This window comes from Paraburkholderia sp. BCC1885 (genome assembly GCF_900996235.1).
GTDB lineage: Bacteria > Pseudomonadota > Gammaproteobacteria > Burkholderiales > Burkholderiaceae > Paraburkholderia.
Genome location: NZ_CAAJGM010000088.1, coordinates 146,106 through 166,449, shown reverse-complemented (window position 1 = coordinate 166,449; position 20,344 = coordinate 146,106). Strand labels below are relative to the sequence as shown.

General features: G+C 63.3%; 18 protein-coding genes. 10 read left to right on the top strand and 8 right to left on the bottom strand.

Annotation, left to right across the window (positions count from 1 at the left end):
- Nucleotides 1-140: 140 nt before the first annotated feature.
- The 4 genes from FQ755_RS07595 to norR all read right to left on the bottom strand — a co-directional run bounded on the left by FQ755_RS07595 (nt 141) and on the right by norR (nt 4,702).
- Complete coding sequence (locus tag FQ755_RS07595) at nt 141-1,091, bottom strand: ABC transporter substrate-binding protein (protein WP_144152698.1); 951 nt, start codon at nt 1,089-1,091, stop codon at nt 141-143.
- Nucleotides 1,092-1,169: 78 nt separating this feature from the next.
- Nucleotides 1,170-1,718: a GNAT family N-acetyltransferase gene (locus tag FQ755_RS07590; protein WP_144152696.1), complete on the bottom strand. Its 549-nt coding sequence runs from the start codon at nt 1,716-1,718 to the stop codon at nt 1,170-1,172.
- A gap of 312 nt (nt 1,719-2,030) precedes the next feature.
- On the bottom strand, nt 2,031-2,915 hold the full coding sequence (locus FQ755_RS07585; protein ID WP_144152694.1) for a class I SAM-dependent methyltransferase: 885 nt from the start codon (nt 2,913-2,915) through the stop codon (nt 2,031-2,033).
- 191 nt (nt 2,916-3,106) lie between these two features.
- Nucleotides 3,107-4,702, bottom strand: coding sequence for a nitric oxide reductase transcriptional regulator NorR (gene norR, locus FQ755_RS07580; RefSeq protein ID WP_144152692.1), 1,596 nt, complete (start codon nt 4,700-4,702; stop codon nt 3,107-3,109).
- Between the two features lie 114 nt (nt 4,703-4,816).
- Here norR and hmpA point away from each other — a divergent pair, with 114 nt between their 5' ends.
- Nucleotides 4,817-5,998: an NO-inducible flavohemoprotein gene (gene hmpA, locus FQ755_RS07575; RefSeq protein ID WP_144152690.1), complete on the top strand. Its 1,182-nt coding sequence runs from the start codon at nt 4,817-4,819 to the stop codon at nt 5,996-5,998.
- Between the two features lie 48 nt (nt 5,999-6,046).
- On the opposite strand, the gene FQ755_RS07570 is transcribed toward hmpA, so the two are convergent.
- Nucleotides 6,047-7,063 carry an SGNH/GDSL hydrolase family protein gene (locus tag FQ755_RS07570; RefSeq protein ID WP_144152688.1) on the bottom strand — a complete coding sequence of 339 codons (1,017 nt, stop codon included), beginning with the start codon at nt 7,061-7,063 and terminating at the stop codon, nt 6,047-6,049.
- Nucleotides 7,064-7,326: 263 nt separating this feature from the next.
- On the opposite strand from FQ755_RS07570, the gene FQ755_RS07565 reads away from it, so the two are divergent.
- The 6 genes from FQ755_RS07565 (at nt 7,327) to FQ755_RS07540 (ending at nt 13,072) form a co-directional block, all read left to right on the top strand.
- A complete protein-coding gene (locus FQ755_RS07565; RefSeq protein ID WP_144152686.1) occupies nt 7,327-8,343 on the top strand; it encodes an AraC family transcriptional regulator in 1,017 nt (338 codons plus the stop codon).
- A gap of 134 nt (nt 8,344-8,477) precedes the next feature.
- Nucleotides 8,478-9,044, top strand: a complete 567-nt coding sequence (locus FQ755_RS07560; RefSeq protein ID WP_144152684.1) for a carboxymuconolactone decarboxylase family protein — start codon at nt 8,478-8,480, stop codon at nt 9,042-9,044.
- Entirely contained in the window at nt 9,041-10,177 is a 1,137-nt protein-coding gene (locus FQ755_RS07555; RefSeq protein ID WP_144152682.1) for an acyl-CoA dehydrogenase family protein, read from the top strand. The genes FQ755_RS07560 and FQ755_RS07555 overlap by 4 nt, the downstream gene beginning before the upstream one ends.
- Nucleotides 10,174-10,995, top strand: a complete 822-nt coding sequence (locus FQ755_RS07550) for an ABC transporter ATP-binding protein (RefSeq protein ID WP_144152680.1) — start codon at nt 10,174-10,176, stop codon at nt 10,993-10,995. Before FQ755_RS07555 ends, FQ755_RS07550 begins: the two co-directional genes overlap by 4 nt.
- 12 nt (nt 10,996-11,007) lie before the next feature.
- A complete protein-coding gene (locus tag FQ755_RS07545; protein ID WP_144152678.1) occupies nt 11,008-12,198 on the top strand; it encodes an ABC transporter substrate-binding protein in 1,191 nt (396 codons plus the stop codon).
- On the top strand, nt 12,191-13,072 hold the full coding sequence (locus FQ755_RS07540) for an ABC transporter permease (RefSeq protein ID WP_409937222.1): 882 nt from the start codon (nt 12,191-12,193) through the stop codon (nt 13,070-13,072). Before FQ755_RS07545 ends, FQ755_RS07540 begins: the two co-directional genes overlap by 8 nt.
- Here the strand turns inward: FQ755_RS07540 and FQ755_RS07535 are convergent.
- A complete protein-coding gene (locus tag FQ755_RS07535) occupies nt 13,022-14,563 on the bottom strand; it encodes an MFS transporter (protein WP_144152676.1) in 1,542 nt (513 codons plus the stop codon). The genes FQ755_RS07540 and FQ755_RS07535 overlap by 51 nt on opposite strands.
- 273 nt (nt 14,564-14,836) lie before the next feature.
- Here FQ755_RS07535 and FQ755_RS07530 point away from each other — a divergent pair, with 273 nt between their 5' ends.
- From FQ755_RS07530 to FQ755_RS07520, 3 genes are all read left to right on the top strand, one after another.
- Nucleotides 14,837-15,127, top strand: coding sequence for a co-chaperone GroES (locus FQ755_RS07530; protein WP_144152674.1), 291 nt, complete (start codon nt 14,837-14,839; stop codon nt 15,125-15,127).
- A gap of 15 nt (nt 15,128-15,142) precedes the next feature.
- Nucleotides 15,143-16,783, top strand: a complete 1,641-nt coding sequence (gene groL / locus FQ755_RS07525) for a chaperonin GroEL (RefSeq protein ID WP_144152672.1) — start codon at nt 15,143-15,145, stop codon at nt 16,781-16,783.
- Nucleotides 16,784-17,024: 241 nt separating this feature from the next.
- Nucleotides 17,025-17,621: a nitroreductase family protein gene (locus FQ755_RS07520; RefSeq protein ID WP_144152671.1), complete on the top strand. Its 597-nt coding sequence runs from the start codon at nt 17,025-17,027 to the stop codon at nt 17,619-17,621.
- Between the two features lie 84 nt (nt 17,622-17,705).
- On the opposite strand, the gene FQ755_RS07515 is transcribed toward FQ755_RS07520, so the two are convergent.
- Together FQ755_RS07515 and FQ755_RS07510 are read right to left on the bottom strand one after the other, a co-directional pair.
- Nucleotides 17,706-19,076: an LLM class flavin-dependent oxidoreductase gene (locus tag FQ755_RS07515; RefSeq protein ID WP_144152670.1), complete on the bottom strand. Its 1,371-nt coding sequence runs from the start codon at nt 19,074-19,076 to the stop codon at nt 17,706-17,708.
- Nucleotides 19,076-20,341 (bottom strand): SfnB family sulfur acquisition oxidoreductase, encoded by a 1,266-nt coding sequence (locus FQ755_RS07510; RefSeq protein WP_144152669.1) that lies wholly within the window; start codon nt 20,339-20,341, stop codon nt 19,076-19,078. Before FQ755_RS07510 ends, FQ755_RS07515 begins: the two co-directional genes overlap by 1 nt.
- Nucleotides 20,342-20,344: the final 3 nt, after the last annotated feature.

Below are 20,344 nucleotides of genomic sequence, written 5' to 3'. Positions count from 1 at the left end.
AACGCCGCTGAGTGCGTGCGCCGGGTTCTCTTCGTCATCGTCTGGTTTCCTTTGTAGGCATTATGCCTATCTCAGAACCCAGCGATTCCACCTAACCGACTGTCCAGATTTCCGGGGCCACCTCTCACTGCCCGGATGAATCAGCTCTTGGGCAGCCCCGGCGGATTAGTCCGGGCCTTGTCGATGGCCTCGGCGCCCAGACTCCAGCGATCGAGTACCTGGGTGTATTTGCCGTTGCTGATCAGGTCGTTCAACAGCAGGGTGAGCGGCTCGGCGAGTCCACTACCCTTGCGCGTCGTGATGGCCACGTCGGCAATAATCGGCCAGCCGCCGCTGATGGTGCCCACCGAGCGTATGCCGCCTTTCTGCGCCGCCGCGTAGGCGAGTGCCGAGTTGACGCTGAGAATGACGTCGGCGCGACCCGAGCGCAGCGCCACCTCCCGCACGGCGACGTCGTCGTAGTACTGAACCTGCACCGGCTTCAGACCGTGTGCGACGTTTTCTTTGTCCCATTCGAGCAGAATCTTTTCCTGATTGGTGCCCGAATCGGTAATGACGCGCAAACCGGCGACATCCTTCGGTTCGCGGATCGACCTGATTGGGCTGGAGTCGGCCACGTAGAATCCCAGCACGTCGCGCCGGTAGGTCGAGAAGTCGAACTTCTGCTTGCGTTCCTCGGTGACCGTCACATTCGATATCACCGCGTCGACCTTGCCCGACTGCAAAGCAAGCGGCCAGTCTTCCCACGCCAGCACAACGATTTTCAGCTTGCGCCCGAGACCATCGGCGACCAGTTGCGACAGGTCCGGGTCATAGCCCACTACGGTCTTCGAATCGGTCGCGTAGGTGCCAAGCGGCGGCCACGCCACGGTCATGCCCACGACCAGGTCGCCCTTTTCGGCAAACTGAAACGTCGCAGGCACCGCCTGGATGGCCGCAGCATCGGGCGTCGCGCGGATGCGATCATGCTGATCCGGCGTCAGGTTGATGGCGGTCGCGGCGCTGGCTGCGTGTGCCGCGCCCGCCAAACCCATCGCCAATACAATGAACGTTCCGGCCACCGCCGAGCGAATTTTCCAGCCGTGTTTCATGAATTTTCATGCCCTGTTGAGAAATGGTTTTTAGAAGCGGTTTTTAGAAGCGGTTTTATGATCTTGTGATACGCAATCCTAACGATGTCCAAGCGGCTCCGGCTGCACCAGATCGCTCAACGAATCTGTGCGGCCCGGCTCCAGCAAATCCTTGCCGAACGGCAGGCGAAAATGGACTTCCGGCGCAATCGATTGATCGAACAGCGGCTCATAACCAGCGTTGAGATAAAGCGCCGCGGCTTCCGGTTGCCTGAAGCCGGTTGTCAGATAGACGCGCCGGTATCCCTGCCGTAACGCGCGCGCCTCGAGTTCCTGCACGACGCGACGCGCCAGGCCCTGACGGCGCTGGCCGGCATGCGTCCAGATCCGCTTGAGTTCGGCGGTCGTGGCGTCGTAGCGCTTGAACGCGCCGCCACCGACGGTCTCGCCGTCGCGCACGATCACAATGAAACCGCCTTCGGGTGGCGCAAATAACTCGGCCGGATAGCGCACCAGCTCTTCACTCGCCGACGCCGCACTGTCCGGCCGAAACTCCCGGTAGCGCGTCGCATACTCGACCTGCAGCGCATCCAGCAGCGGCCGCGCGATGGGATCCAGCAAGGTGGTGTCGATAATGTTGTAGGTCATGGCAGAAGGAAGATGCGCGTCGAACCGAAAACACGATATCAGGCTGCCAATCAGGATTGAACCAAACATTTAACGAATGGTTATTCCTTAAATTCCGTATAGGTAATTCACAAATTCATGCGCATTTCCCCGGCTGATTCACGCCGTCAATCAAGCGTGATAATCACCAGGATAATTATTTCGGATTGCTTTCAATGTTTGACGGAGAAATGGCGTGCATGCCGTGGCGATGTGATTTTCGCCGTTCGCACAGCCAGACACGCTGCGGAAACAGCGTGGATGCGGATGCAGACGCTAGCGAGCGCGAGCGTGTTATTCGATAACCGCGCTGAGCCTGTCCCTGGAGGTGATGGGCCGCTCGCGGTCCGCAAACGCATCCGGCCGTGCATTGCGCACGCTTTGCCAGATTACGACGCCTTCCTGGTCTTCCGGTCCAAAGCCGAGTTCGCGATGGTCATACGCCAACATCCTCGCAAACCACCGTTGCAAATAGCCTGAGCCGTCGAATACCTCGCCGCAGACAGGATTGTCGTAGACCACGAACAGATGGTCGAGCGTGCCGCCGGCAAGGCCCTCTTCCAGTTTCGCGAGCAAGGTCGCCATCAATTCCGGGCCGAACGGATTGAACATGAACACGACCACCTTGCCCGAAGGCACGGCCAGATCGGCGACATTGGCCGTGACCGCGCGGATCGGCGGACGCTGCGGAAAGCGTCGCGCCAGCACGGCGCCGTTCGCGTTGGCGACCTTGACGAGCTCCGCGCTGATGTCGTAGCCGAGCGCCAGCGCAAACGGATACTCGGAGGCGACGATCAGCGGCCGGCCCTTGCCGCAACCAATATCGATGAAGGTATAGCCGGCGATATCGCCGAGGGTGTCCAGCGCGCGGCGAATGATGGTCGGTTGCGAGCCCATATAGGGGCGTAGTTGGCTCGCGAGGCTGGCATCGCGCTGCAGCGCCTCGGCGTCGACGAGGCCGCTGGTATCGGTGCCGTATTGCAGGTCGATGGGATGGCGCCGCAAGCAGCCCGAATACACCGCGCGCAACAGCGGCACGCGAATGCAGATGCGGCGGATGCGCGGCGCGAACATCGCCCGCTGCACGCCGTCGGGCAATCTCGCCACGACGTTCAGCAGCGGTTGCTTGAGCGCGCGCCGCCATGCCACTCGTGAGCCGCCGTGGGTCGTCGTTCGCATGAAATCCCTTGGACATAAGCGTTTTAGGGGCCATCCCCGCCGTCCAGGACATCATTGCATCCCGAGGCATGCAAATAGCGCCATACGTCTGGTGAATTACGACAAGGCCGGCTCACCACCTATGATCGTGGCGGTGCTTCGAGCAGGCCGCGTTCCACCGGGCACAGCAGATCATCGTAAATCAAGGCAAATCATTTAAGACCGAGCCGTCTGGCGAGCCGGTTGAGATTGGCCCGATCCATGCCCAGTTCACGCGCGGCAGCCGCCCAGTTCTGGTTGGCACGCGCCAGCGCGTCCACCAGCATGGTCCGCTCGTAGGCGGTCACGGCGCTGCGGAAATCGAGTTCCACATTTCGCGTCGCCACGGTGTGCGTCGCTGCATCGCCTGCTTCGCTGCGGTTCACCGCCAGTGCCAGATCAGCCGCCGTCAAGGTCAGAATGCGCCGCCGGTCGCGATTGATTGCGAGCGCCTTCAGGGCGCTACGCCCAATCAGATGTTCGAGTTCGCGCACATTGCCCGGCCATGAATAACGCAGCAGGGCGGCTTGCGCGTCGGCAGCGAGACGTATGCTGAGAAGGCCCAGCCGCGAGCGGTTTTCTTCGATAAAGAAGCCCGCGAGCAGCAATACATCGCGGCCACGTTCGCGCAAGGGCGGCACGCGCAGCGGATAGACGCTCAAACGGTGATACAGATCGGCACGAAACCGCCCCGCTCTCACCTCTTCGGCCAGATCGCGGTTGGTGGCCGCAATCAGCCGCACGTCCACCTGATGTTCGTTATCCGAACCAATTCTTTGCAACTGGCCGTTTTGCAGCACCCGCAGCAACTTGGCCTGCACGACGAGCGGCAATTCGCCGACTTCGTCGAGAAACAGCGTGCCGCCGTCGGCGAGTTCGAACTTGCCGCGCCGGTCCGACGATGCGCCCGAGAAAGCGCCCCGCACATGCCCGAACAATTCGCTTTCGACGAGCGTATCGGGCAGGGCCGCGCAGTTCAGGCTGATCAGAGGCTTGCCGGAACGCGACGACAGCGCGTGGATCGCATTGGCCACCAGTTCCTTGCCGACACCCGTTTCGCCCGTAATCAACACGGTGAGATCGCTGCTGGCGACGACTTCGATCTCTTCCATCAGATGTCGGTGCGGCGCGCTGCCGCCGATCATTTCGCGGCGGCTCTGGCCGCTCGCCTGCCGGTAGGCTTCGGCCCGGTTGCGCTCCTGCTCACTCGTGCGAGCCAGCGTATCGATCCGCTCGACGACGCTCACGGTGGCCGCGCCCAGGCTCAGAAACGCCTGCAGCGAAGTCATGTCCACACTGTCGAAACGCGCCGGATCCACGGCGTCAAGCGTGAGCAGTCCCCATGGACGGCCTCGCACCATCAGCGGACAGCCGAGGCAATCATGGACCGCCAGATTGCCATCCACGCCCTGCACCAGACCATCGTAAGGATCGGGCAACTCGGAGTCCGCCGGGAAACGCATGGGCTCCGTTCTCGCCAGCAACTGCTCGAAGCGTGGATGGTCGCTGACGCGAAAGCGGCGCCCGAGCGTGTCGCTACTCAAGCCGTCGATGGCGAGCGGCACCAGCACGTCGCCATCGAGCCGCAGCAGCGCGGCTGCATCGGCAGGAAAAAGTGCCCGCAGGCTGCTCAACAAGCGCCGGTAGCGTTCGTGATCAGGCAGGTCGCGCGAAAGATCCTGCACCAGCGGCGTCAGCGCGTCGAGCACGGCGCGCGCAGTCATTGCGACCTCCGATGCAGTCGGTCTGACTAGAGTCGTATGGACCATCCTTAAACCTAAATCATTGATTTAGATTGATTTTACACCTGGCACAAAACATGGATAGAAGAAGGCAGTAGCAGCCACGCTGCTGAGCCCTCCACTTCCACAGGAATTCGCACCATGCTTTCTGCCGAACATCGCGCCATCGTCAAAGCCACCGTCCCGCTTCTCGAAACCGGCGGCGAAGCACTAACCATGCACTTCTACAAAATGCTGCTCGAGGGACACCCCGAGGTCAGGCCGCTCTTCAATCAGGCGAATCAGGCGAGCGGCGCGCAACCACGCGCGCTGGCCAACAGCGTGCTGATGTACGCGCGGCATATCGATCAGCTCGATCAACTGGGCGGGCTCGTCGGCCAGATCATCAACAAGCATGTCGCCCTGAACATTCAGCCCGAGCATTATCCGATCGTCGGGCAATGCCTGCTCAAATCGATCCGCGAGGTGCTCGGCGCCGAGATCGCCACGGATGCCGTCATCGAGGCGTGGGCGGCGGCGTATCGACAACTCGCGGATCTGCTGATCGGACTCGAAGAACAGATCTATGCCCGGCACGCAGCGGCGCCCGGCGGCTGGCGCGGCACGCGGCTGTTCCGGGTCGCCCGCAAGGCGGTCGAGAGCGAGGAAATCACCTCGTTCTATCTGCGCCCCGACGACGGCCGCGAACTGCTGGCGTTCGAGCCGGGGCAGTACATCGGCATCCGTTTGGTGATCAATGGGGAAGAAGTGCGGCGCAATTATTCGCTCTCCGCAGCGGCGAATGGACACGAATATCGCATCAGCGTGAAGCGCGAGCCGAACGGCAAGGTGTCAAACCATCTGCATGCGAAACTCAACGAAGGCGACACGCTCGAACTATTCGCGCCCGCGGGCGATTTCAGGCTTATTCCCGGCGACAAACCGCTGGTCCTGATCAGCGGTGGAGTCGGCATCACGCCCACGCTCGCCATGCTGCAAGCCGCGCTGGAAACGCAACGTCCCGTGCATTTCATCCACGCGGCACGTCATGGCGGCGTGCATGCGTTCCGCGATGCAATCGAACAACTCGCGGCGCGTCATGCGCAACTCAAACGCTTCTACGTCTATGCGGAAAAGCGCGCGCAAGACGCAGCGGTGAATGGAACAGGCTATCTCGACGAAGCGCGGCTTGCGCAATGGCTGCCCGAATCGCGCGATGTGGATGCCTATTTTCTCGGCCCGATCGGCTTCATGAAGGCGGTGAAAAAGCACCTCAAGGCGCTTGGCGTGCCGGAGGCCCAAAGCCACTATGAGTTCTTTGGGCCTGCGGCGGCACTCGAATAAGCATGACGTCCAGTCGCAACATCCTGCCGTAAAGTCAGGCGACGCCGTTCAGTGACCGAGGCCGCTGGCGGCGATCTGCTGCTCCACATACTGCGCAAAGAGCGTATGCAGATGCGTGGTCGGATGGAGATCGTCGGCGAACATATACGTCTGGTCTGCGTTGGCAGTAACGTAAGTGGCCGGCGAGCAGAGCAAGGAGGTGTTATCCGGCGTTTTCGACGGATCGCAGGCTTGTCCCGTATTCGACACCGAGAAGCCATTGGCCTTGAAGTTCGAAATGATGCCGTTCAACCACGTATAGGCGTCCACCTGAATCACCTTGCTTTGAATGCCCTGGGTCTGCAAGCCGGCGTTTAGCGTCGAGTTGAACAGCTGCGATTCCTGCGTCAGGGTTGCACCGCCGTCGGACGCGGCAAGCCCGTCGGGCGCCAGCCCGATGTTCGGCACGTTCACCACGACCACATGCGTAGCGCCGCTCGCGACGATCTGCGCCACCACCTGAGCGAGCGTAGTCGCGGCCGTCTCGACGACAGTCGCGCCGGCCGGCAATGCGCCGGCTCGCAGCACGTCGTTCGCGCCCGCCCAGACCAGCACCAGCTGATTGGAGTTAAAGCTGCCGTGCGCGCTCAGATAGCTTGAAACCTGCTGATTGACCGGCATTTCGATGTTGCCAATCACCTCGGTCAGGAAGTCGTTCTGGTTTGCCGGCGTCGCTACCGTGGCGCCGCCTTCCGCATAACCGAAACCGCCCGCCGGGCTGAGCTTTTGCGTGAAGTCGATCGTATAGGCGGCCGTCAAGGTGCCGCCATAGTATTGCGCTACGTCCTGGGTCCACACCTGGCCGGGGTTGGTGGTGAAGCGGCCGCCGCCCACCGCGCTGGCAATCGGCGCATAGGTGCCGACGTCGGAAAGGCTGTCGCCAAACGAGACGACCTGCAAATTGACGCCGCCTGACGGCGTGCTCGAACTGCTCGAGCTTCCGCCATGTCCTCCTCCGCAGGCCGCAAGCAATGAAATCGCTGCGGAAAAAATTGCAGCCCGCACAGTGTTATTTACGCCTCGCATTGCTACTTCTCCTTGAATGGCCGGGCTTTGCGGCGACTGCGCGGCGTGAATGCGCGCGTCGCCTTCAAATGATCCGTACACGGAGCAAAAAGCGTGCGCCATCGTGGCGATGGCTGTCCGCAAGGCATGCCGTGTCTCGACAATCCATACATCTCGCATACAAGGCATAAGCATCCAACCATAAATTCGTTGCAACGGCTGGGCGTTTCCCTAATGTAATGGGTCCGCAGTGTATCTGTGCCTAACGTGTCCGCCTGAGCCCCATGTCGCCCCACGCCGAAACGATTGCTGACTGGCTACTGGCCGGTCTCGAACTGAAAAGCACGATTTTTCACGTCGGCCAATATTGCGGCGCCTGGCAGGCGTCGACGGCGGGGCGGCATCGCGCCAGCTTCCATCTCGCGCTGCACGGCGAGTGCTGGCTGCACCTGCCCGCCAACGCCGAGCGCGCCGCGCAGAGCGTGCGCCTCGCAGCCGGTGACGCGGTGTTCCTGCTGCACGACATGCCGCATTGCCTGTCGCCGGATCCGCGGCCGCCGGCGCGCGGACAAGAAAGCGGACGGCTCGGCAGCATGTCGCCGCTGAGTTCACCCGACGATCCGCGCCAACCCGCCGACGGCAGCGTGGGCATCGCCTGCGGTTTCTTCGAGTTCAATTCGGGGCTCGACGACATGCTGCTCAGCCTGCTGCCCGATTACATCGTCGCGCGGCGCGACAATCCCTCACTGGATGGCGCGCGAGCGATTTTCGACCTGATTCGCGCCGAGGCGCTGCGCGACGTGCAGACGCCCTCGCCACTGATCGCGCGTCTGACCGACCTGCTGTTCGTCTACGTGCTGCGCGCCGCGGCGGGGCGCGACGAGATCGCGCCATGCTTCTGGTCCCTGATGCGCCGCGCGCAATTCGCTCCGCTGGTCGCCGCGATCATCGAAGCGCCCGCCGAACGCTGGACCACCGATACAATGGCGAACTTCGTCCACATGTCGAGAGCGCGCTTTTGCAAGCAGTTCGTCGAGATTTCCGGCCAGCCGCCCGCGCACTTCGTCACGCTGGTGCGCATGAAAATGGCCGCCGCCATGTTGCGTGGCGGCTCGAGCCTGCCGGACGCGGCCGAACGGGTGGGCTACCAATCGGAATCGGCCTTCGCACAGGCGTTCAAACGTGTCACCGGCGTGCAGCCTGGCGCGTATCGGCGCCGCGCGGTACAACCCGCTGCCCAATCCGCCACGCTACAAAATACGGCGTCCGTCAGCCCGCCGTCATTCACCGCGCTGCATTGACCGGCCGTAGCGATTTATGCATAGAATTACGCGGACATTTGCCGCTGGACAAACTCGCAGGATTCGCAGACAGGCGCGCATTGTCCGGCACGGTTGCCGGACTCACAATGTGGGCTTATCTGTGAGGAACCATCATGAGCCGTCTTCGTTTGCACACCGCCGAGAGCGCCCCTGAGGCGAGTCTCCCTTACCTGCAGAAGTCGCAGTCCGCCAATGGCTACCTGCCGAATCTGATCGCGTCGCTCGCCAATTCGCCTACCGCGCTGGAAGCGTATCTGACCGTCGGCGAAATCAACGGACGTAGCGGCCTCACGCTGGCCGAACGCGAAACCGTCCAGATCACCGCCGCTGGCATTCATGGCTGCAGTTTCTGCGTGGCAGGTCACACGGCGGTCGCGCTGAAGAAAGCGCAACTGGAGCCGCAGGTGGTCGAAGCGATTCGCGCCCAGCAGCCGGTGTCGGACCCGCGCCTCGAAGCCGTGGCCGTGTTCACGCGGGCGGTGATCGCCTCGCGCGGCGCCGTCACCGACGAAGCACTCGCGGCATTCCGCACCGCCGGCTTTACGGACGCCAATGCGCTGGAAGTCGTGCTCGGCGTGAGTCTCGCCACACTCTGCAACTTCGCCAACAACCTCGCGCGGAACGAGCTGAATCCGCAGCTTGCCGCGTATCGCTGGACACCGCCGGTGCAAGCGGCATGATTGCGCCGTCGCAGCCGGCGCAACTGTCGTCGCCCTCGTTGCAGGAGCGCGCGCCCGATCTCGCGGCATGGCTTGATGAGCACGCCGAAGCAATCGACACCCACCAGGACCTCGCCGCGCAGATCCTGCCGGAACTCGGCCGCGCGCAGCTATTGCGGATCGGCGTGCCGGTCAGTCTGGGCGGCTGCGGCGGCAGCACAGTCGAGGCGATCGAAGCGGTTGCCAGCGTCGCGGAGCACTCGCTCGCGGCGGCTTTCGTTTTCTGGGGACAACGGACCTTCATCGAGTATCTGCTGCACAGCCCGAACGAAGGCTTGCGCAGCCGTGCGCTGCCGGCGCTGCTCGCGGGCGAACTGGCCGGCGCGACGGGTCTGTCGAACGCGATGAAGTACCTGTCGAGCATCGAGGCGTTGCAGATGAACGCGACGCCGCTGAACCCGGGCAGCCAGGGCGCCGGCCAGCAGTGGACACTGAACGGCAGCCTGCCGTGGATCACGAACCTGCGCCGCGAAGGTTTTCTGGCTGCCGCGGCCTTCGATCATAACGACGGCGCCCCGCCTTCGATCTTTGCCTTGCCGCACGATGCCCCCGGCCTCGTGCGCAGCGACGACCTTGACCTGATCGCGCTGCGTTCGAGCAATACGGCGGCGCTACGGCTCGACGGCACCGTGCTCGACGCATCGTGGCAGATCACCGACGACGCCCGCGGTTTTCTGCTGCACGTGCGCCCTGCCTTCCTCGGGCTGCAATGCGGCATGTCGATCGGCCTTGCGCGGCGGGCGCTTGCCGCCGTCGACGCCAGCAGCGCGGCAGCCCGCGCGGCCGTCGCAAATGAGGCATCGGAACTCGCGCACGAACTGGGCGCGCTGTCGCAGCGCGTGTTCGACGGCGTCCAGCATGGCGGCTTCCTCGCCACGCCGGCGGCGCTGTTCGAGGTGCGCATCGCCCTGGCTGCGCTCGTGAACGCGGCCGTCGCCCTCGAAGTGCAGGCAACCGGCGGACGCGGTTATCTGCGCGGCCAAAGCGGCTGTGCGCGGCGCGCGCGCGAAGCGGCCTTCGTGCCTATCGTCACGCCCAGCATCGTGCAACTGAAAAATCAGCTTGCCCAGCATCGAGGATCGAAAGCGGCATGAGTCATGTGACCGGGACGCGCGCGCCGCGCGTCGAGCTACGCGAAGTTGGCCTTGGCTATCCGGGCCGGCAGGTGCTGCATCACGTCGATCTGAGCGTGCAGCCGGGCGAGCTCGTGTCGATCCTGGGACCGAGCGGCTCCGGCAAATCCACCTTGCTGCGCATCGTCGCCGGTTTGCAGAAAGCCAGCGGCGGACGCGTTCTGGTTGATGGCGAGGCCGTCGACGGCCCGCGTCCAGATGTGGCGCTCGCCTTTCAGGACCCCTGTCTGCTACCGTGGTTGTCCGTCGAGCGCAATGTTGCGTTCGGCCTTGGCTTTGCGCGTCAACCGCATCTGACGCGGAAGGCCCGACGCGAGCGGGTGAGTGCCGCGCTCGCCGAGGTGGGCCTCGAACATGCGCGCCACGATGCGCCGCGGCAGTTGTCGGGCGGCATGGCGCAGCGCGCCGCCCTGGCCCGCTGCCTTGCGCGTCAACCTCGCACGCTGCTGCTCGACGAACCGTTCGGCGCGCTCGACGAAGTCACGCGCGCCGATATGCAACGTCTGTTGCTAAAAGTGGTACGCGATACGGGCGCGGCCACCGTGCTCGTCACGCACGACATCGACGAGGCGCTGCTGGTCTCCGACCGCATCGTCGTGCTCGGCAATCAGGGCACGTTGATCCTGCAACTCGCCGTCGACCTTCCCACGCCGCGCGAGACCCACGTGCCCGAACTCGGCGCGCTGCGTATCCGGATTCTGCAGGCGCTGCACGACTCGATGTCGAAAGCGCCGCATGCTTTGCCCCCCTCCACCTCCCCGACCTTCGCTCACGCATAAAGGCCCAATAGCATGTGCCAGCTTCCGATGTCTCGCCGCGAGTGGCTCAAACTCGCCTCGATGTTCACCGTTGCCGGAGCGGCGCCGCTACTCGGCGCGCTCAACGCACGCGCTGCCACCGACCCCAATGCGCCGGTACGCATCGGCTATCTGCCGATTACCGACGCTACGCCTTTGCTCGTCGCCCACAACAACGGCTATTTCGAAGCGGCGGGTCTCGCCGTCGAGCCGCCCACGCTGCTGCGCAGCTGGGCGCAACTCGTCGAGGCGTTTCTCTCGGGACAGGTCAACGTCGTCCATCTGCTCTCGCCCATGACGATCTGGGCGCGCTACGGCAGCCAGGCCCCGGCCAAGGTCGTCGCGTGGAATCACGTGAACGGCTCGGCGCTGACGGTGGCCCCTGAAATTAACAAGCTCGGCGATCTGGGCGGCAAGACCGTCGCCGTGCCGTTCTGGTATTCGATTCACAACGTCGTGCTGCAGGATATGTTGCGCTCGCAAGGACTCGTGCCGGTGCTGAAAAAAGACGGCGACCTCAAGTCTGACGAAGTCCGGCTCACGGTGATGTCGCCATCGGACATGCCGCCCGCGCTGGCGTCTAAGCAGATTGCCGGCTTCATCGTCGCCGAGCCGTTCAATGCGGCTGCCGAGGGGCTGAAGATCGGCAAGGTGCTGCGTTTTACCGGCGACGTCTGGAAGAATCACGCCTGCTGTGTGGTCTCCATGCATGAGCGCGATCTGAACGAACGGGCCGCCTGGTCGCAGAAGGTGGTGGACGCGGTGGTCAAGGCGCAGGTGTGGACGCGCGCGCATCCGCAGGACGCCGCGCAGTTGCTGTCAAAATCCGGCAAAAATCATTACATGCCTCATTCGGCAGAAGTCCTAAGCACCGTACTCGCCCCGTCTGCTGCGGACCAGGGTCGCTATCTGGCCGACCGCGCCATCGTCCACGCGGATTGGCACCCGAAACGTATCGACTTCCAGCCTTACCCGTATCCCGACTACACCGAAGAATTGGTGAAGCGGCTGAAAGCAACCCAGGTCGAAGGCAACGGGCAGTTTCTCGCCAGGCTCGACCCGGCCTTCGCGGCACGCGATCTAGTCGACGATCGCTTCGTGCGTAACAGCATCGCGGCGGTGGGCGGGATGAGCACGTTCGGGTTGCCGGAGGGCTTTCAGCGCACGGAGACGATCATTGTCTAAGGTTCGGGCAGAGGCCACCTCCGAGGCGGGCGGCGCGTCTGCGTCTATCTCCACGCGTGCCGGCGCCGCGCAGGCGCTGCCGCTGCCGGCGGCTCGCGTGCGTGGCTGGGCGCGCCGGTCTCTGGCGGGTCTGGCTGGACTGGTAGGCGTGGTCCTCATCTGGTGGCTCGCCATCACGCTGCTCACGGAACCCGGTAGCCTCGCCGCGCAATTTTCCCCGCTGCGCGCGGCCGCGACTTTGCCGTCGCTAATCGTGGACGACCGGCTGTTCGTCCACATCGTCACCAGCCTCCGGCGTATAGCCGTTGGCCTTGCATGGGCGCTGTTGATAGGCGTGCCATCGGGCTTTTTGCTGGGTCGTGTGCGCGCGCTCGATACCGCGCTTTCGCCCACGCTGCAGTTTCTGCGCATGATCTCGCCGCTGTCGTGGATGCCGATTGCCGTGATGTCGCTCGGCGTCGGCGACCGTGCGGTGTATTTTCTGCTGGCGTTCGCCGCGGTATGGCCGCTCGTGATGAGCACGGCGGCCGGCGTCGCGCAGATCGACCGCCGCTGGATCCAGCTCGGCGAGAGTCTTGCGGCGACGCGTAGCGAAATGCTCTGGCACGTCTACGTCCCCGGCATCGCCGCGCATGTGCTGACGGGCGTGCGGCTTGCCATCGGCATTGTGTGGATCGTGCTGGTGCCGGCGGAAATGCTCGGCGTCAGTTCGGGGCTCGGCTACCTGATTCTCGATACGCGCGACAGGTTGGCGTATTCCGAGCTGACTGCGGTGATCGTGGTGATTGGCGCGCTGGGGTTTTTGCTCGACTTTGCCGCGCGGCTACTTTATCGGCGCTTCGATGCCGTTCAGTTGCAGGCCGACGAAGGATGACGCGCCCGCGGTTGCCCCAAGCGGATCGAGATAATCCTCGGCGTCGATGTCATACCCCGACGGTTCCCAGCGGATCATCAGCAACACCAGCAGCGAAGTCAGCGGCGCCACGGCGATCACCCAGAACACTTTCGTCCCCAGCGCGGCGGACAGAACCGGAAACAGAAACAGCGAGATCGTCGAAGCCGAACGCACCAGCGCCTGGTTGAAGCCCACGCCAATGCCGCGAATCGAGGTGGGATAGCTGAGCGATGCATAGGTCATCGAATGCGATCCCGGTCCGAAGCCCTGCCCGAACAGATAGCCGCCGAGCAGCAGAATCGCCAGCACCACGAGCACGCCGCTGCCCGGCTTGCCGATCAAGGCAAGCCCGATCAATGACGCAAACTGCAGCGAATGGCCGAGCACCGTCATCTTCCATGCACCTACGGTGGGCGCAGTTCGGACTCCGATCAATCCACCGACAAAAGCAAACGCCAGGTTCAGCGTCAGCGCCGCGATAATCGTCGTCAGCGGGCCTTGATGGAAGAAGCTGGTGATGATCACGGGCAAGCCGAAGATGATCGCGTTATACCCGAACGAAGACGCGGCGCCGATCGTTGCGGCGAGAATCGTCCGGCTGCGATAGGTGCGGTTGAACAGCACCCCATAGTTGCGCCACGAGGCGGCACGCGGCGCCTTGAGCGGCTCGGCGCTGCGTTCGACCACTGCATCCACGCCATACGAGCGTTTGAGAATGCGCGCGGCTTCGTCCAGATCGCCCTGATTCGCAGCCCACACCGGCGACTCGCTGATATAGCGGCTGCGCACGAGAATGATCACGATAGCCGGCACTGCACCAAAGGCGAGCGTCAGACGCCACAGCCAGCCTAAGTGATGCTCGGGAAGAATCGCGTACAGCCCGAGAATCAGCAGATAGCACGTGCTGGTCGCCGCGTACCAGGCCGGACACCACGCAGCCACGCTGGCCGCCTTGTTGCCCTTGCCCGCCACGCGCGAGAACTCCGCCAGAAACGCCATTGCCACCGGCAGATCAAGACCCACACCGAAGCCCATCAGAAAACGCGCTCCGCCGAGCACCCACGCGTTCGGCGCCAGGCCGGCCGCGATCGCCGCGACGACGAAGAACAGCATATCGGCCATGAACACACGGTAACGCCCGATACGGTCGGTCAGGTAGCCGCCGAACAGCGCGCCGAGAATCGCACCGAACGTGATCGCCGATGAAACGAAGCCCACCTGTACCGGCGAAAGCGAAAACTGGCGCGCGATGTCCTTGACGCCGTAAGCGAGCGAAGTCAGGTCGTAGGCATCCAGAAACACCCCGCCCAGCGCAATTGCAATCACGATGCGTGCGTTGCTTCCCTGTGCAGCACCTGCATTGACGATGCGCGAGACATCGTGAGCAGAACGAATGACGGTGGGATGGGTGGCACTTTCTGCATGCGTCGGCGTGGCAACGGGGGGCGAGGGAAAAGCAACGGTGGACATGATGACGGGTTTCGCGCGAGTAGCTCAAGCGTTGCATGGTAGCCACGCGCGGCGCATTGGCAAAACGACAAATTCATATATGCAAATCTGTACGGGGCGGCTAGCCGTGCTCCTTCGGGCGGGAATTTGCAGTGTGGTCCATAACCTAAACAGCAAAACGCGGATAAGCATTTGAGGATTCGTTATTGGAGCACTCCGTAGCCCGTTCTTATACTCGATCATGGTCAGCACTCGCCAGCGAAGAGTGCCAAATCCCTCTGCAGGAAAGTCTAAATGAGCCTACGTCCTTTGCATGATCGCGTCATCGTCAAACGTCTCGATCAGGAGACGAAAACCGCCTCGGGCATCGTGATTCCCGAAAGCGCCGCCGAAAAACCGGACCAGGGCGAAGTGCTCGCTGTCGGCCCCGGCAAGCGCGACGGCGATGGCAAACGTATCGAGCCGGACCTGAAGGTCGGCGAGCGCGTGCTGTTCGGCAAGTATGCGGGCCAGCAAGTCAAGGTCGACGGCACGGACCTGCTCGTGTTGCGCGAAGAAGACATCGTCGCCGTCGTTCATCAATAAAGGGAGTTTCATACCATGGCAGCCAAAGAAATCGTCTTTAGCGACATCGCACGTTCGAAACTGGTCGAAGGCGTGAACGTGCTCGCGAATGCAGTGAAAGTTACGCTGGGTCCGAAGGGTCGCAATGTGGTGCTCGAACGTTCGTTCGGCGCGCCGATCGTAACCAAGGACGGCGTGTCGGTCGCCAAGGAAATCGAACTGGCCGACAAGCTGCAGAATATTGGCGCACAACTCGTCAAGGAAGTGGCCTCGCGCACCAGCGACGCCGCCGGCGACGGCACCACCACGGCCACCGTACTGGCCCAGGCTATCGTGCGCGAGGGACAGAAATATGTTGCCGCCGGCCTGAATCCGCTCGATCTTAAACGTGGCATCGACAAGGCCGTGCTCGCCGCGATCGAAGAGCTCAAAAAGATCAGCAAGCCGACCACCACCAGCAAGGAGATCGCCCAGGTGGCGACGATCTCCGCGAACGGCGAAGAATCGATCGGGCAGCGCATTGCCGAGGCAATCGACCGCGTCGGCAAGGAAGGTGTGATTACTGTCGAAGACGGCAAGTCGCTCGAGGACGAACTCGAAGTGGTTGAAGGTCTGCAGTTCGATCGCGGCTACCTGTCGCCGTATTTCATCAATAACCCGGACAAACAGGTTGCGGTTCTCGATAACCCGTTCATTCTGCTGCACGACAAGAAGGTTTCGAACATTCGCGATCTGCTGCCGGTGCTCGAACAGGTCGCCAAGGCGGGCCGACCGCTGCTGATCATCGCCGAGGACGTCGAAGGCGAGGCGCTCGCGACACTCGTGGTCAACAATATCCGCGGCATACTGAAGACGGTCGCGGTGAAGGCGCCAGGCTTCGGCGATCGGCGCAAGGCGCTGCTCGAAGACATCGCCATCCTGACTGGTGGCCAGGTGATTGCGGAAGAAACCGGTCTCACCCTCGAAAAGGCCACGCTCGCTGAACTGGGCCAGGCCAAACGCGTGGAAGTGGGCAAGGAAAACACCACGGTAATCGACGGCGGTGGCGATCCGCAGACCATCGAAGCGCGCGTCAAGCAGATTCGTGTGCAGATCGAAGAGGCCACCTCCGACTACGACCGCGAAAAGCTCCAGGAACGCGTCGCCAAACTGGCGGGCGGCGTGGCCGTAATCAAGGTGGGCGGCGCGACCGAGATCGAGGTCAAGGAAAAGAAAGACCGCGTCGACGACGCGTTGCACGCGACTCGCGCGGCGGTCGACGAAGGCATTGTGCCGGGCGGCGGCGTGGCGCTGATTCGGGTTCGCAATGCGATCATCGGCCTGAAAGGCAGCAATCCCGATCAGGACGCCGGGGTGAAAATCGTGTTGCGTGCGCTTGAAGAACCGCTGCGCCAGATCGTCTCGAACGCGGGCGAGGAAGCCAGCGTCGTGGTGGCGAAGGTCGCGGAAGGCAGCGGCAATTTCGGTTACAACGCACAGACCGGCGAGTACGGCGATCTGGTCGAATCGGGCGTGCTCGATCCGACCAAGGTCACGCGCACGGCCTTACAGAACGCGGCTTCGGTAGCCGGCCTGTTGCTGACCACCGACGCCACCGTCTACGAAGCACCAAAAGACGCCGCGCCGGCCTTGCCCGCGGGCGGTCCGGGCGCAGGCGGCCCGGGATTCGATTTCTAGGCGCCGCAGCCTCGCGCGTAGTGCACACGCGCCGCATGCGCCGCCGATCCAGCGGCCCGCAAGGACGATCATGCCCGCCTCGCGCGGGCATGATCACATCGAACCGCGCCAAATCGTCTATAACTGCTTACTGGCGCCTCACACGGCGCTTGAATGAACAACCGGGTGCTGGCTGAGGCAATCGCAGACCGCGGCAGGGCCGCTGTCGCCAGCCAGCTTTCGTCACTTTCTGGACAGAGCCATGACCACATCGAACAACCGTACCGCGGACCACCCGATCGACGTGAGCTTTCTCAACCGCTGGTCGCCGCGCGCCTTTACGCAGGAGACCATTCCTGAAGCCACGCTTTTGACGTTTTTTGAAGCAGCGCGCTGGGCGCCCTCCTCCTACAACTCGCAGCCGTGGCGCTTCGCCTATGCGCGCCGCGACACGGAGCATTGGACGCAATTTCTCGGCTTCCTCAACGAGTTCAACCGGAGCTGGGCACAACATTCGGCGGCCATTGTGATCGTGCTGTCGAAGAACACCTTTACGCCGCCTGGTGGCACTGCGGAAGTGCCTGCGACGACCCACTCGTTCGATAGCGGCGCGGCATGGGCTTATCTCGCGCTGCAGGCCAGCCTCTCGGGATGGCACGCGCATGGCATGGCGGGTATCGAGCACGACAAGATTCGCCAGGGGTTGGCTGTGCCCGACGCGTATTCGATCGAAGCCGGTGTGGCAATCGGCCGTGCCGGCGATAAAAACTCCCTGCCGGAGCCGCTGCGGGCCCGTGAAGTGCCAAGCCCGCGCAAGCCGCTGGCCGAGATTGCCGCAGAAGGCCGGCTGGTCCTCTGAGGTTGACGTAGATGCGTAACCGGGGCCTTGCGAAAACACCAAGCGAGCGCAAAGCCCCGTTATTATCAGCAATTCATCAGCCAGTTACACCGTCTCCGCCGTCTTGCGACGGAAACTCGCCGCCGCGTGCCGTGCGGGTAACTGATCACCTTCGCTGAAGAGCTTGTTTCTTAAGGATCCCTCAGCATATGCAGTCTTGTACAGCCCACGATTCTGCAATTCGGGCACCACGAAGTCGATAAAGTCCTCGTAACTCTCCGGCACGACAGTGCGGCTCAGATTGAAGCCGTCGACGCCGGCTTCCTCGACCCACGCCTGCAATTCGTCCGCCACCTGAGCAGCAGTGCCGACGATCGCCGGATAGCGGCCACCGAGCTCGAACATCTCCAGCAGCTTGCGACGCGTCCAGCCATGCTGCTTCGCGGTCCGCGTGGCCGATTCGATGGCATTGGTGGGCGCATAGTCCACCGGTTCGTCGAGATCGTATTGCGCGTAGTCGATGCCGGTGCTGGCCGCGAAGTGCGCAAGTCCGGCCTCGCGGCTGGCGTAACGCAGATAGTCCGCATATTTTTCGCGTGCCTCGGCCTCGGTGGCGCCGGTCACGACGGCCGCGCCGACGAAAATCTTGACGTCGTCCGGACGACGCCCGGCCTGCACCAGTTGCTCGCGCAAGGTTCTTACCGTTTCACGGCCCACCGCCCGGCTTGGCGGCGAGATGAACACGCACTCGGCGTGCCGCGCCGCGAAACGCTGACCGCGTCCGGAACTGCCGGCCTGGAACAGCACCGGCGTGCGCTGCGGCGACGGCTCAGCAAGGTGGTAGCCCTCGACGTTGTAATAACGCCCTGCGTGTTTCACTTCATGCACCTTGGCCGGGTCCGCGAACACGCGGCCAATCTTGTCGCGCAGCACGGCGCCATCTTCCCAACTGCCCTCCCACAGCTTGTAGAGAATGTCGAGATATTCGTCGGCCCGTTCGTAACGCTCGTCGTGCGGCAGTTGCTCGTTCAGGCCCATCGCACGCGCCGCGCTGTCGAGATAACCGGTCACGATGTTCCAGCCAATTCGTCCCTGCGTCAGATGATCGAGCGTCGAGAAACGGCGTGCCAGCAGATACGGCTGCTCGTAAGTGAGATTGACGGTGACCCCGAAGCCGAGGTTTTCCGTCACCGCGGCCATGGCCGACACCAGCAGCGTCGGATCGTTGACCGGCAACTGGATCGACTCGCGCAGCGTGACATCCACGTTGTGCTGATACACGTCGTAGACACCGACGATATCGGCCAGAAACAGGCCATCGAACAGGCCGCGTTCCAGCGTGCGCGCCAGATTGGTCCAGTACGGCAGGAGGCGGTAATCCGTCGAGCGGTCGCGTGGATGCGTCCACAAGCCATGATTGATATGGCCGACGCAATTCATGTTGAATGCGTTGAGCAGGATCTGTTTCTTCGCCATTACAAGGCTCCATGCCGGGGCGGCAGCTTGTCGTTGAGGTAGAAGTTACCCACCGCATGATACTTCCAGCGCACCGGGTCATGCAGCGTATGCGTGCGCGCGTTACGCCAGAAGCGGTCCAGTCCGAGGCCGTCCAGCGTGGCGGCGGTGCCGGCCAGCTCGAACAGGCGTGAGCCCGCGTCGAGCGACACGGTGGTGGTCAAGGCCCGCGCCTCGGCCACTGCGACCGAGGCCTGCGCCACGCTGCGCTCGGTGGAATCCGCCTGGGCGGCGTCGACGAAACGGCCGGCGCGGCGCAACAAGGCTTCCGCCGCGCGCAGCCGCACCGCGAGGTCGCCGAACTGCGCGATGGTCAGCGGGTCGTCGGCGGCGCGTTCGACCTTGGCGTCGATCCATGGCCGCGAGCGCTCGCGCACGAATTGCAGCGCGGCGTCGAACGCGCCGCGCGCCTGGCCGAGATCGATCGCAGCGTGGATGATCTGCGCGAGCGGGCCGATCGTGGTGGCCCGCTCGAACGACACCTGGAACGGCACAACCCATTCCGGCTCGACATGTACCTGCTCGAACTGCACCGAACCGCTGCCGGTGACGCGTTGGCCGAAGCCGTCCCAGTCGTCCGTGACCGTCACGCCCGGCGTGTCGCGTGGAATGAAGGCCAGATACGTGACATCGCGGCCCTGTTCTTCCGCGACGACCAGCGTCGGAATCCAGTGGGCGTAGAGCGCGCCCGTGCAATAGAACTTGCGGCCGTCGACATGCCAGCCATCCGCACCGCGCGTGAGCCGCGTGCGTCGCTTGAAATCCTTGTGGCCGATCTCGGCCAGCGCATTGCCGAAGCGCTCGCCTGCCAGCACGCGCTGATAGAAAAACCGCTGTTGTTCGATGCTGCCGCCGACGCGCAGCACTTCCAGCGCGTAGAAATGGTTTTGCGGAATCTGGCCGAGCGAGCCATCGGCCGCCGAGATGATCGCGGTCACTTCAGCGAGCGTGCCGTTGCGCACGCCCGCGCCACCGAATTCGCGCGGCACGGTGATGCCCCACAGGCCGCTTGCGACGAATGCATCGAGTTCGGCCCACGGCAGGCGTCGTTCGCGATCGCGCAACGCCGCTTCGGCAGCGAATTTCGTGGCGAGACGGCGTGCTGCCAGCAGCGCCTGTGCGTCGTCGGCGATCCGGTCCGGTTCGACCGGTGGGCTCAGTTCGGGCGGCAAGGCATGTTTCGCGCCCACGGTGTCGTGTGTTGCGACGGAAAGATCGAGAGTCATAAG